10 protein-coding genes are annotated in these 14340 nt (G+C 44.1%); all 10 read right to left on the bottom strand.

What is annotated here, in order from left to right:
• Positions 1 to 8: 8 nt before the first annotated feature.
• A complete protein-coding gene (locus tag BABA_RS21030; protein ID WP_007087265.1) occupies positions 9 to 1388 on the bottom strand; it encodes a sulfatase family protein in 1380 nt (459 codons plus the stop codon).
• Between the two features lie 69 nt (positions 1389 to 1457).
• Entirely contained in the window at positions 1458 to 1910 is a 453-nt protein-coding gene (locus BABA_RS21025) for a NanQ anomerase/TabA/YiaL family protein (protein ID WP_007087264.1), read from the bottom strand.
• Between the two features lie 172 nt (positions 1911 to 2082).
• A complete protein-coding gene (locus BABA_RS21020; protein ID WP_007087263.1) occupies positions 2083 to 2964 on the bottom strand; it encodes a sugar phosphate isomerase/epimerase family protein in 882 nt (293 codons plus the stop codon).
• Positions 2964 to 3842, bottom strand: coding sequence for a sugar phosphate isomerase/epimerase family protein (locus BABA_RS21015; protein ID WP_007087262.1), 879 nt, complete (start codon positions 3840 to 3842; stop codon positions 2964 to 2966). The genes BABA_RS21020 and BABA_RS21015 overlap by 1 nt, the downstream gene beginning before the upstream one ends.
• A 12-nt stretch (positions 3843 to 3854) precedes the next feature.
• Positions 3855 to 5132 (bottom strand): alpha-L-fucosidase, encoded by a 1278-nt coding sequence (locus BABA_RS21010; protein WP_007087261.1) that lies wholly within the window; start codon positions 5130 to 5132, stop codon positions 3855 to 3857.
• A complete protein-coding gene (locus tag BABA_RS21005) occupies positions 5129 to 8212 on the bottom strand; it encodes a beta-galactosidase (RefSeq protein ID WP_007087260.1) in 3084 nt (1027 codons plus the stop codon). Before BABA_RS21005 ends, BABA_RS21010 begins: the two co-directional genes overlap by 4 nt.
• Positions 8213 to 8214: 2 nt before the next feature.
• Entirely contained in the window at positions 8215 to 9528 is a 1314-nt protein-coding gene (locus tag BABA_RS21000; protein ID WP_007087259.1) for a glycoside hydrolase family 125 protein, read from the bottom strand.
• The gene (locus BABA_RS20995) at positions 9525 to 12218 is read right to left on the bottom strand and encodes an alpha-mannosidase (protein WP_007087258.1); all 2694 of its coding nucleotides are present in this window, start codon (positions 12216 to 12218) and stop codon (positions 9525 to 9527) included. The genes BABA_RS21000 and BABA_RS20995 overlap by 4 nt, the downstream gene beginning before the upstream one ends.
• Positions 12219 to 12301: 83 nt before the next feature.
• Positions 12302 to 13156, bottom strand: a complete 855-nt coding sequence (locus tag BABA_RS20990; RefSeq protein ID WP_007087257.1) for a sugar phosphate isomerase/epimerase family protein — start codon at positions 13154 to 13156, stop codon at positions 12302 to 12304.
• 140 nt (positions 13157 to 13296) lie between these two features.
• Positions 13297 to 14283, bottom strand: a complete 987-nt coding sequence (locus BABA_RS20985) for a Gfo/Idh/MocA family protein (RefSeq protein WP_007087256.1) — start codon at positions 14281 to 14283, stop codon at positions 13297 to 13299.
• Positions 14284 to 14340 lie beyond the last annotated feature (57 nt).

Below are 14340 nucleotides of genomic sequence, written 5' to 3'. Positions count from 1 at the left end.
AGCTGTATTTATTTTTTAAATTCCTTTGCATGTAATGGCCCGCCTTCACGCATGACGGTCCATAATGGGTCCACATCAAACGCCATCGTTTCCATCATCTCATCATGCCATTCGTTTAAGAAATATACGGCATCCTTACAGATATCACGTCTATCCATCGCAAGGTTATTCTGTTCATATGGGTCTTCTGCCAAATTATATAGCATTTCTTTCGGAAATCCGTTGTGACCATCATGATACGACCGGATATACAGCCAATCTCCAAACCGGACACTTCGCTGACAAACATGGGCACATTGCGACAGCACTAAATAATCCCGCCCTGTGGGTAGCCCCATAACAATACTGTCGGAGAAGCTTTGCCCATCCCACGATTCGGCCTTCGATGCTCCCAGCAGACTAGCCAATGTCGGGGCAAGATCAAGATGATAATGCAATCCATCATCAACTGTTCCCTTCAAGCCATTAGGCAAGCGGATAATCATCGGAATATGACAAGTCCCCTGATCAGCCGTCCCATGCTCAGCATAAATTCCTAACTCACCCATATTCTCTCCATGGTCAGCACTAATGAGAATTGCTGTATCTTCCATGACACCTAATGTAGCTAACATTTTCAGGACTTGTCCCACATGGTCGTCCATATAGCGGATAGCACAATCGTAATGATCAATGATCATTCTTAAATCATCGTATTCTTTCACCTGTTTACCATGCCGAGGCCATTTATAATAGTGGGTCTTAGCCAGTTCATTCATATGGTCAATACTGTGTTGAACCACCTTCTGTTTGTGTTGATGGAAGACATCTTCCGTCAGCCATTCAGGCAGCGGATCATTCGCAAATGGATCCCCATATTCCTCAGGTGTTCTGTATGGCGTATGCGGATCCCAGAAATTCAAGTGTAAAAACCAATTGTCGGCCGCACCATTATCCTCTAACCATTTAAGTGCAACAGGCAAAACCTGTTCAGCAGATTCACCGCCACGTGCACCTATATTCAATACTTCATTAAAACCGGCATTGAACGTCCATGCGGAATGTCTTTCAGCAAATGTACTAATCGTTGTGGTCTTATAGCCTAACTGACGCAGTGTACCTGGCAGGCTGTCCCGCCCAAGACGATCACTAAAGCCGCGGCTTGATCCTTCGCGACGCATATCCGCAGCTGTTCCCCCATGGCCAACCACACCGTTATGGATACCAAATTGTCCTGACATAAGTGCCGATCGCGATGGTAAACAAGGGGCATCCGAACAATAATAATTGCTAAATCGCACTCCTTCTTTTGCCATTTCATCAATATTGGGTGATGTATTTCGGTGGTATCCATAACAGCCCAAGTGATCTGGACGCAGTGAATCTAAATCCAAATAAAGTATTCTCATTAGCTATTCAACCCGCCTTTGGCATAATAGTGTTCACCATTTTGATAATGGTAATCGAATCTATGAAACCTATAATTTGACTTTAAAGACCGCTTTTCTGACCTTTTCTTGACCATTCACCATCATTCCAGCCATGTGAGCATCTTGTGGATAACAAATGATAAAATCACCTTTTTGGAGGAGTACCCTTGATTGCAGATTTCCTTCCAAAAAGTAAATATCATTCTCTTCGTTGTAATCCTCTTTTATGGTCATTCTATCAAAAAGCTCATAGCCGATGAATTCTTTTCCTTCTAAAATAATTTGAATATCAATATATTTTTTGTGAGATTCCCATACACGTTCCTCTGCATTTTTCGTTTCATATTCAACTACATTTAAGAAAAGCTCTTCACCTTCTAGTTCATAGGAGCCTGGTTCTAAATGATCCACGTTCGTGTTTTGAATATATTCAAAGGCTTTATCAAATTTCTCATTGATACCTTTGTAAGAATTGTACTGACTAATATGATTGACGATCATCGTGATTAGCTCCTTTTCAATCTAAAATTATTTCTAATGCGCTTTCAAAAAAATTATAATATTAGTAGAAATATTTCGTAAATAATCTTCCAAATAATTAATATTATGGGAAATTTTTTTCAAGAAAGAGAAAAGAAAAGGGAATAGCCTCTTATCCCTTTTCTTTCTTCACTTATTTAAAAGATTGCATAAAGTGAATGGCCTTTCGAATATCATGTACAGGGTTCGTTCCCACTTCTCTTTCAATCGTCAGGTACCCTGTAAAACCAATCTCTTGAAGTGCGGTGAGGTAATTTGGAAAATCCACTTTCCCCTCGCCAAGTGGTACCTCTCTAAAAAATTCTCCTTCAGTTACCATCTTGGCAATCTGTTCATGATCAACCCCGCTGCCGTAGCCAAGCGCTCCATATACATCACGAGGATCCACCGGTTTAAATCGGATACCGTCTTTTACATGGGTATGGACAATATAGTCCTTAAGCAGCTTCACGCCTTCAACAGGATCATCTCCCGTTACCATGACCATATTCGCCGGGTCGAAATTAACTGACACCCCATTGGTGCTTAGCGTATCCAAGAACGTTTTCAGCCTGAATGAAGTCTCTGGGCCTGTTTCAATGGCAAAATATGCATCTAAGCTTCTGGCATAGACCCCTAGTTCGTCACATGCCTTTTGCATCGACTCATATACTTCTGTTGCCGGATCTTCCGGTATGATGCCAATATGAGTGGTGACAATATTCGTTCCTAACTCAACTGCTAAATCTAGGATTCGTTTGGATTTCTCAATCTTTTCTGGATTTCCTAGCTTATCTTGAAAACCATGGCCCCCGAGGTCACCGCAAAGCGCAGAAATTTCTAATCCTAATGAAGCGATATAGTCTTTTAATTCCTTTCTGGCAGCGGAGTTTAAATTTTCCGGGCTCATCTCACCATGAACCGCATAAATTTGGACACCGTCTGCGCCAAGTTCCTTTGCCACCTTCAATCCTTCTCGAATTGGCAGACGAAGACTATCAACAATTATTCCTACTTTATTTGCTAATTTTTCCATTAAGCATTCACCTCTTCCCAAAATCTTCTTACATTCTCCATTCCAATTTTTGTACCGGTCTGGCAATCTTCCATTCCTTCAAATTCCACTGTAAGATACCCGTCATAGCCATAGCCTTTCACTAATTTCACGATTTCACGAATGTTAATATCCCCATGGCCAACAATCGCTCCGCGCAAATAATTGCCATTTACCGTTCTAAACCACTCACCGCCGCCTGGATTCTCATAAAAGGGGCGAATATAAAAATCTTTAAAATGAACAGTGGCCGCGTATTTAATATTTTTCTTTACGCCCACAAGCGGTTCTTCATCCGCACATAGGAAATTCCCTACATCCACCGTGCTTTTAAAATTGCCCCGGTTCACAGCATGAATGACCCGCTGCACACGGTCACTTGATTGTACGTTGAAGCCGTGGTTTTCAATCGTCGTGGTGATGCCAAATTGGGCCGCATAGTCCGCTAGTAATTGACTGCCTCTCACCATTTCTTCAAAATGCTTTTCAAAATGGTGGATCGTCATTTCTTCTGGCGGCAGCGTAAAAGCTGTAACATCGTGGCGCATAATTTTAATGCCCATGCGATTGACAATGTCCACATGTTGCTTCAATCGCTCAACTTCTGCTTCAAAGGCTTCTTCTGTTGGCTGAATGAAATTAGCTGGCAGCGAATAGGCGGATAATTCAATTCCAACCTCCTTCGCTTTTTCTCTGATTTGATCGGCTAAGTCCGGCTGATCCACCACCGTAAATCCATACGGAACAAGCTCCAAGTGTTCACCGCCATTGTCAGCTACCCATTGAACAACATCTAAAATATCAAGTTTCCCAGCATTGATATCATTTAAAAGACTATACGAACTGATTCCAAGTTTCATATTAGACCACTCCTATTCTAGTAATTCAAGTTCAATCACTGTATCCATTTCATCTGGCAGCACGGCTCCGGATAAATCAATAAAGGCACCATTTTCGATATCCGAATACTGCTCGGCCATCCATGGGGTCTCTACATGCAACTCACTACCGTCTGCTAGCAGACGAGCTTTTTTAATCCTGCCTTTTAAACCTTGAAAATAAATCGGACCAATGCCTCGATCATATACATGGGCATATAAATAGTTGCCTATTTGGGTATATCTTCCCCATTCTGGCTTCGGTAAATCGGACGATGTACAACCATAGATACTGTCACCATTCTGCCTCATCCACTTGCCGACAACTTGTAAAATCGCGAGTGACTGCTCCGGAATTTCCCCTTTCGCATTCGGACCGACATTAAGGAGCAAATTTCCGCCTTTACTGACGCACTCTACTAATGTGCGAATCACCTGTTTCGGAGATTTATAGTTCAGGTCCTTTGCATGATAACCCCAGTGATCGTTTAATGTGATACAAGCTTCCCATGGAATCGGCTGATTGGCCCTATTCACGATCCCGCCAGGAGGAATAATTTGTTCAGGAGAATAGAAATCACCTGCATATACTTCTGGCTCAGCTAACCTAATATTGCCGCCGAGACGATTGTCAATCAGCACATCCGGCTGCATCGAGCGAATCATATTGACAAGTTTCGCTGCTTCCCATTTTTCTCCTGTCATATCATCATAGGAAAAATCAAACCACAAAATATCAATTTTTCCATAATTAGTTAGTAGTTCTTTCACCTGTCCATGCATATAAGCAACATAGTTGGAAAAATGCGTGTCTTCCCCTTGGAACTCCTCATTGTCACGCATCGGATGATAGCGGTCACCATATTTAGGAAAGTCAGGATGATGCCAATCAATAATCGAATAATACAATCCGACCTTTAACCCTTCTGCACGGAACGCCTCGATGTATTCCTTTATTAAATCCCGGCCCGCCGGTGTATTCGTCGCTTTGTAATCAGTTAATTGACTGTCAAATAAACAAAACCCGTCATGATGCTTAGCCGTCAGCACCGCATATTGTTGGCCAGCGGCTTTCGCTGCTTTTGCCCATTCCCGCGGGTTATAGTGCACAGGGTTAAATTCTTCGAAAAAAGGCTGATACTCTTCGATGCTGATCTTTTCATTGGCCCGGAGCCATTCGCCTCTCGCAGGGATCGAATAAAGCCCCCAATGGATAAACAACCCAAAGCGATCTTGCATGAACCACTTTACCCGGTCTTCTCTAGTGTTCATTTTTCACACAACCTTTTCGTCTTAATCTTTACTTCATCCTCCCGATACGTACCTATGATTTCCCCTGTTTTGCTTGTGGCAAATAAAACACTTCGCTCGGATTCCAGGATAAATTCATAGGTTTGCTCGGTATCCGGATCTGTAATCGTAACCGTGATATCCATACCAAACTCGGAAACAAAGATAAATAGTTTCCCGGCCTCAAATTCTAATTTCCGCCCGTACACACCAGGAACGTTTCCGCTATGCCAGCTTAAATGCTCGTCAATATTGGCACGATGTAACGCAAATTGGTAAAGATCGTAAATCGATTGGTTCCGTTCATTTAACTCAACAGGAAGCGGCGACCAGATAATGGTACCTTTTCCGACGCTAAATTCCTTCACTTCATTGCCTTCCTTGACGACTTCAGCAATCCGCTTGTCGCCAAAGGAAATGGGAACAGCATTGCTGCCGATTAAAAGCATTTCCTCCCGCAAAACATTGCCAAGCTTCGTCGGCCCGGTGATGTCTTTCATGCGGCATGTTTCGTTCCAGTACTCATCCAAACTCACCGGTCCGGTAAACAGCAACGTGACATCGTGGATTTTAACAAAATCAATGATTTCCGCTAACGCCTTAGAGCTAAAATTATGCGGACTTGGAACGATGATGAGCTTCGGCGGTTCTGCTGCTAATCCTGTTACATCATACTCACTAAGTGCTCTAAACGGCTGATTCAGCTCGTAGGCTAACACTCTTGTCAGCTTGGTTGTCGCCTCAAATGCCAAACGTCTATTAGAAAAATCATTTGAATACGGGAAGATGACCACCACATCCTCCAGCTTCCGCTTCACAAATAAAGGACCAATTTTGTTCATGAAGCGGCCGAAATCATAGGAAACATTGGCTTCTGGCTTCTCCGTTCCATCAGCACGCAGTGCGCCGATATTGGATTCATTAATATTGTTCATAAAGTAATTCGTATTCCACAGCCATTGAACGGCACCGGCGTTTCCGGTCGCAAAAGCATACGCATACTTTCTCTCAAGAATATTGCGCAGCTCTTCCTCAGATCGCTTTGCTTGGTTATTTGGTTGTTCCACATACATGATGCCTGTTTCCTGAATCAGGTTTGGTTTATCCAGCGTTTTTGCAAAAATGCCATCCCACAGTAAATTGTCCATCGACCACCAGGAATGATTGGTCGTGTAATCGACTGCCTTTCCATAAAAGAACGGCGACGGCCGCTGCCCCATTAACGCCTCATCCTGCCCAACCGTGATCAACTGATCCTTGGATAGATTTCGTATGGACTGTGATAATGTTTCAATCCACTCATTATGCTTATCCATCGTATATAACGTGTAATCCAGCCATTTCAACCCTTTTTTGCCTGACGCCATGTCTTGAATATGTGTATTGATTTCACTGATGGCTGGCGGTATTGCCGCATCAAACGACGGCAGCTCGTTCGGTGTCATGTTCCAGCGCTCCTGCAGCACGGCAATATCGCTGTGCCGCTGCTTCAGCCACTCTCTATACCCATTGGTATCATAAGCATCGTGAAGCGTCCTTGGGCCGGAAAAGGTTTGTTTCGGGTTAAATAAGGAAGGTTCATTAATCAAGTCCCAATGAACATTCGTCGTTGTCCGATGTCTGGCAACAATACCTGTGATAAAGCGCTTTTGCGCCTCGACACTTCTTGGATCAAGATAGGGATTCTTCCCTTCCCATTCTTCCGGTGTAAAGGAAAAGAAGTTGAACGTTAATTCGATGTCATGCTGCTTAGCCGTTAGAATAAACGCATCGATGGCCCGTAAAATACTCTCCTCCATATGCCCATCAATAAACATCATGTTCCGCCAGGCTGTCCAAATTCCGGTTCTCACATAATTGATTCCGGCCGCTTTCATTGCCGCAAAATCCTTGTTCCAAACACTTGAATTTGGCAAAAACAGAAAATAGCGGGCCACGTCTGACGTCATATACGTCATCCCGACGACCGGAAATGGCTGATTATTTTTTAAAAAATAATCTCTCTCGCAGATAAGGGGATGCCCGCTTTCAAGCAACGCTTTATCCATAAACCAAAAACCCTGCCTGAGAATTCGTTCTTCGCCAAAGTGATTCACTAAGCGGCATCTTAGTTCATAAAGACCAGGGTCAAATTCTTTCTTTTGTAAAAGAAGCGGCTGGAGATGAAGCTCTTTCGTGATCGTAACTGCTACACTTAAACTCTCTAGCGGCAGCCCCTCTTTTGAGAGAGTCAGTTCCAGATCCCAATCGGTTTGTTCATGCCGTAAGGACTGAGCCTGGAAGGTAATGATTGGGACCTCAACATGTTGGTAAGCGGCATAGTTCGTCTTTAGCCACAGCTCGGTTACACCTCTTGCCGTAAAATCCGCCAGATCCTGGAGGAGAAGGCAGCCCAAGGCATTCCAAAATGCATCCGTGACAAGCTGGTTGATAAACACCCATCTGCCGCCGGTAAACGGACCCTTATAGTTTTCAATTACTACGGATGGAGCCGCAACTTCTCGCCCATTCTTCGATACACCCTTCAATAATGGATAAATTCGCGCATCCATCGGACCGACAGAGCCCATTTCATGCTCAATGGAAGAGGCTTTAGTCGGATGCAGAATAAAGTTGCCCGTATCTTGAATCGTAAAAAGCTCCTCATACCCTTTAAATAGCGGAAAGTCCTCCGTATGGACCAATTTCTCAATGGGTGTTTGCTTTACTTTTAATACTTCATGAATATTGAGCTCAGCATGATAGGCCGTTTGCTCGCGCTCCGCGACCCATTCCCCATTAACAAGGTTACATGGTTTTCTGAATGGTGCTCTGCCACCCATACTGACAAGCCCTTTCCCTTTTTTTAGAAAAGAAACAATCGAACCCCAGGCGGATTTGGGAAAATAAGCACCGTGCAAATGAATGAAACATGCTGCTTCATGATTCTCGAGTACCTCCGCTAGTTCTGCCGCATTGACAATATTGGCCTTCCCTTTCAACGTTTCCAGAATATTCGCCGGCGGCTTTTGTCCTTCATAAGGGAAGGATTCATCATAAAAAATGATCACATTTGAATCCACTCTTATTCCTCCTTCCATTTAGACAGGGCACTTCCTTTTACATATCGGTTGCACAGGGTTAACAGAAATTCGCTAAACATCGAATTTGCCCAAGAAAACCAGGGCCGAGTAAATTTTTCCGGTGCATCAACATGAAAGCCTTCGTGCATCAGGTTGGCACCTGCATCCGTACGCTTAAACTGTGCTAAAATCTCGGCCTTTTCTTGATTGGAAACTGCCGTCATTCCCTGGATAGCAAGCGCAATATGCCAGATAAACCGGGGCGGGGTATGGGGGCTGCCGATACCTTTTGCCGCAATCCCTTCATAGTAATAAGGATTTTCTTTGCTCAAAATAAATTTCCTTGTATTTAGATAGATAGGGTCATCCGGACTGCAATAGCCCAGGTAAGGCAACGATAATAGACTTGGCACATTGGCATCGTCCATTATGTTGTAGTTTCCAAGTCCATCTGTTTCATAGGCATACATCGGACCGTATTCTCGATGCTGCACGATGCCGAACGTCTGGATGCCGCGGTCAATCTCCTCTGCGAGCTCAGTCGATTCTTTGGCTAACTGCGAATCTTTTAATACTTCCTCTGCAATTTCTGCGAGCTGCTTCAATGCCACAACCGCAAACATATTGGCCGGAATTAAATAGCCATATTGGCAGGCATCATCGCTCGGACGAAAACCTGACCATGTCATCCCTGTATACGTCACCAGACTGCCTTTGCCATCTCTCGTTAATGTATCAGACGGAGGACATTGATCGCGTTCAAACCAATACAGGGATTGCTCCTCATGATTCTGTTCGATTTTCCATGTGGCGATAATTTTTTGAACAGCCTGTTGAAAACGATCATTAAAATGCGATGTTCTTCCAGTTGATTTCCAGAACAGGTAGGCAAGTTGAATCGGATAACAAAGAGAATCAATTTCATATTTTCTTTCCCAAATAAGCGGTGTCATCTCTGTCGCATCCTCATGATACCGCTGTCCGTTCGGCTCTTCGTTAAAGGCATTGGCATAGGGATCATGATTGATATATGAAAATTGGCTGTATAGGACTCCCTCGATCATGTCAGCTATTTCCGGTTCAGTTTCAGCTACCATCAGATAAGGGCGCACTTGGGCGGCGGAATCACGGAGCCACATCGCCGGAATGTCCCCTGTAATAACGAAGGTGGAGCCATCCTTTCGTTTTTTTAACGTCGTTTCATACGTATTCGAAAAACAATGTTCAAATAACGTTTGAACCTTTATGTCTTGCTGAAAGGTTGTTTTCACTTCTTCGAGCAGTGTCATCATACCGGCTGGCAATTGGTTCTTCATGGACGAGAGCTCTCCTTTTTCTTCAGACCTATTGTGACAATTTCATATTTATTTATAGATATCTCGTTTTCTAGTTTCGTGCTCTCTTGCTCTAGCACATTGCTTTTATAAAACGTAAGCGGTTGCGGAATTGCCAAGGTTTCTTGTTCATCTGACAGGTTATACCAGCGGAGCATCACATCGCCAGTTTCCTCCGCTACCTTCATCGATGAAAAGGCAAGCTTGGGGCCTGACCATTCAAGGCTTGTCTGTGTCAGCGGCAGGTCACCATCATGAAGGCTTGCTTGCTTGACAACCCAAGGGATTTGGAACTGGTACGCATCCGTATAGGAGCCATTTCCATAAGGGATGATTTTAAAATGAACGGTTTGTTCGCCTAAGCACTGGGCTTCAGGTGTTGGAAAGTATCCCCAATCTCCTAATTCCCTCACCGCACGAAGAATGGTAATCGCGATCGTATTTTTGCCATCACGGAGAATCTCGTATTCATTCAGCCCTTTGTTTGCAATCGTTAAACCCGCCTCCTGATTATGAACACTTACAAATGCGTGTTGGTGCTGGCAATTGCTCGGATTTTTCCACTCGCTTGATGGCTGATTATCGCGTTTAGCCACTTCAAAAATGGAATCCGCGTAATGGCAGTGGGTATCGATTTCGGTTGGGAATAACACTCGTAAACGGTGGTCTGTGACCTGATTATCGAACGAAGCCGTCACATCAATACCTTTCCCATGTTTTTCAAGCTTGACAATCGTTTTGATCGTAAATGGTGTCGTTTCCTGAACCCGCTGCGATTTGCGGGCAGTAAACCATACAAGCTGGCTTTGTTCGCTATCCAACTGTTCACTCGCCCTGGACGGTAACCCCCAATGATGTACGATTTCAAAGGCGGCTTGAAATGGAGTATCTTCAATAATTCGAATCTCAGCCTTTATCTGTTCTGTTGTCAGTGCTTTTTCACCATCCGGCTGGCGGTACATATATTCATTTCCAATATCTCCGCTATCTTCGTAGACACATAGCTTTGTGAATACATTGCCGCTCATTTTGTCGGTAACGGTCAGTGATCCGTTGTCCTCAAAGTGGACGATGAAAAATTCATTTTCCATTTCTCTTGGATGATGAATTAAGGTATCGGCAACGCTCGGTTTTTCAGCCTTTACGAAGGCAAATGTTTTGTAGCCTAGGTTAGGAATTTCGCATGCTTCAAACGTAAGTCTTACTTTTCTTGCCATATACGGCTGACGGAATTGATCGTCAGGTAAATCGTAGCCAAATTGAATGCCTAAATCCGTTAGGGCAAACGGGTATTCTTGGCCGTGCTCATCAATCAGGATGCGGTTATCCGTACAGATATTCAGCAATTCCAACCTGTTGACACCCTTCGCATAGTACTGGCGTTCGAGATCAAGCTCCACTGTAACGACACCTGTCCGCATCCAGCCTGATGTGTTAAATACGGTAAACGGAATGGCGTCCTCTCCATACGGACGGTACGCGTTGGTATTGATCCGGCTGGTGAGGGCAGCTGTGCTGTCGTCGATGATCATTTCTGCAACATGCCGGCTTTTGTCAAACCGGGTAACCATTTCACGATGCACCTCATCCACACTGCAGCCGCAGATGCTGTCATGCGGGTGGTTTTGCATCAATGTTTTCCATGCATACGAAAACAAATGATGCGGATACTGTTCACCCGCCAGATAGGCTAGGGAAGCTAATGGTTCTGCCACTTTTTCGAGCATGGCTTGCCCTTTTTGGTTCAACTGCTTTAAATAAATTCTTGATGAGGCCGTGTTGACAAGCGTCCCCCAGCCATCTGTATGCTGGCTTCGCAGTTCACCGTTTACGACTTTTACATCCTTTGGCAGGGATTGTTTTACTTGGTTGATATAGTGATCGAAATCAGAATGAATAAATTCATAATCAGGAAAAAGCTCTCGTGCAACCTTGATGGCTTCTGATAAATCCGTTTGGGCCGGCTGATGGTCGCAGCCATTCATCAGTAATAAATGTGGCGTAGCGGCATATTTTTCGGCATCAGCTAGTTTCTTTTTCCAAAATTCTTGAGCTTGATCGCGGTCAACAGGAATTTCGTTGCCGTTGCTGTACCAGTTGGCAAATAGAATGCCGAGTACGGTAGAGCCATCGGGAGCCTGCCAGTTCATTTCGGAATAGGGAGATTCATAGTCTTCTGCATCGCTTACGGTATTGTTAAAGCCCGTTGGTTTAACTCCTCTGCCGAAAACAGCTGTATCAATGCCAGCCTGCTGCAGAATTTGCGGCGCCTGGCCCATGTTGCCAAACGAGTCAGGAAAATAGCCGAGCTTTGAAACGTTACTGCTCCACTTTGCCGCATCTTTTAAGCCATACTGAAGGTTGCGGAGGTTGGCCTCGCTACTTGTTAAAAATTCATCCTGTAAGATGTACCATGGGCCGATATGGATTCTTCCCGCGTCAATCAAGCGCTGCAGCTTTTCCTTCATCTCTGGGCGAAATTGCAGATAGTCATCAAGGATAATCGTTTGCCCATCGAGATGAAAGCTTTTATAATTTTCATCTGCTTCGAGTGTTTCCATTAATTGATCCATCAGTTTGCAAAGTAGAACATGGTGTTTTTCAAAAGGTAAATACCATTCTCGGTCCCAATGGGTGTGGGAAATGATATGGACAGACTGTTTCGCGCTCACCCGGATACCTCCATCCTTTTGTGTTTATGTATAGGGTCACTAAACCACTGTATAGTGACCCTTTTTGTTTGTTTTTTTCCGGCCTAAAGGGCTTCCCAAATCTGGCGGACATTATCTAAGCTTATTTTGGCAGCTCTCTCGCAATCTTCCATTCCCTCGAACTCGATTGAAATATAGCCATCATAGCCAGATTGTTTCACAACCTTTAAGACTTCCGGCAGATTGATATCACCATGCCCGGTGATCGCACCTCTTAAGTAATTGCCAGAGCTTGATGGGAACCAGCCTTCACCGAGACCAAGTGGAGAGGTTCTGCGGTAAAAATCTTTTACGTGCACCATTGAAGCGTACGAAATATTTTTCTTTACAGCTGCTACTGGATCCTCGTCTACGCAAAGGAAATTCCCAGTATCTAATGTAGTTTTAAAATTTTCCTTATCAACTGCGTGGATTAGGCGCTGAACGCGGTCGCTTGCCTGTACATAGTAACCATGATTCTCGACACTTGTGACAATCCCAAATTGGGCTGCGTAATCCGCTATTTGGCGGCAAGCCTCAGCCATTCTTGGCAGATCCTGTTCAAAATCACGGATTGAAATTTCATTTGGCGCCTTCCATGCTACATCATGTCTCATCAGCTTTACACCCAAGCGATGGGCGATATCGACTTCTTTTTTGACACGCTCGATTTCATTTTCATAGTCATCTGTTAAAAAATTTGCGCCAATCGCGTAATTCGAAATTTCAATTCCTGCTTCTTCTGCTTTTTGCCGGACGGCATCAGCAAGCTGTGTATCCCCGGCAAGATCGAAGCCAATGGGCACAATTTCAATATGTTCTCCACCTTGATCAGCCACCCATTGGACAACATCTAAAATCGTCATTCTTTTCGAATTGATTGCGCCTTGTAAGCTGTACGAACTAATACCCAGTTTCATAGTGATTTACCCTCCATGTATCGATTATTCTTAATTCCGCCGAGCTTGGCCGTAATTCCGCGGATTTTCGGTTTAATTCCGCCAAACTTAAATTAAGCTTCCGCGAAGTTCACAATTTTGACTATCGTAAATTAATTTACTTAATATTCAGTTTGGTAAAATTCCGCTATCTTAACTGGAAGCCCCGTTTCGTGCGATTGATTGGCTGCCAAGGTGACGGCAAGTGTCTTTAAGCCGTCTTCAAATGAGGATAACAGCAAATCCTGATTGCCTGTGGCAACCGCCTTAATAAACAAACGGTCTTGTTCCTGATAAAAATCAACCTCGGACATGAAGCTCTCGGTACTGCCTTTTTCGACAATGGTTACATTACTGCCGTCAATGACGACGCGGAAATCCTCGCCCATTACTTCAATGCCCATCCGGTGGTCAAACTGTGCGAAGGTGCTGTCGATATGGCCAATGGCACCTGAATCATAAACAAAATTAACCGAGGTCACATCCGGGATATTGATATTTGGCACGTTCTTATGGACTTGCAAGCCCATGTTGGCATATACTTGGTCAATCTCTCCGCCCAAATATCTCGCTAAGTCGACGACATGGGTTGATTGTTCAACAAGCTGACCGCCTGACTTATCCCATTCTCTATACCAGGGTGTCGACACGAAAGACGATAAATAGTGACCACGTATCATTGCTGGCTTTTTCCCTTTTAAATATTCCTTTGCCTTGGCGACTGCATCCCAGTATCGCAGGCAATAGCCGACTCCGCAAATAATCCCCGACTCTTTAATTACCTCTGATTTTTTTAAGACCGTTTGATAATCCAGACCCAATGGTTTTTCAACCATTAAATGAATGCCTTTCTTCGCTGCCTTTTCTTCGATATCTCCATGGGCAAACGGCGGAACTGAAATAAATAATGCATCGAAAGATCCCTTGTCTAGCATTTCATCAACATTTGTGTAAGCCGCTGCACCATACGTCTTTGCTTTTTCAAACGCTGTTTCTGCATGAATGTCACAAATCGCCGTAATTTCCGCTTGTTCATTTTTTCCGATATGCTGTAAATGGATATCGGCAATTCCGCCCGCGCCAACAAATCCTACTCTTACCTTTTTCAAACGTCATGCCTCCTATGTATGCGCAGCTTACTCTTGCAACAGCAAGCTGCGCAAAGA

Source organism: Neobacillus bataviensis LMG 21833, assembly GCF_000307875.1.
GTDB classification, from domain to species: Bacteria; Bacillota; Bacilli; order Bacillales; family Cytobacillaceae; genus Neobacillus; species Neobacillus bataviensis.
The sequence above is the reverse complement of the archived record's forward strand: the minus strand, read 5'-3'. Positions and strand labels throughout refer to the sequence as shown.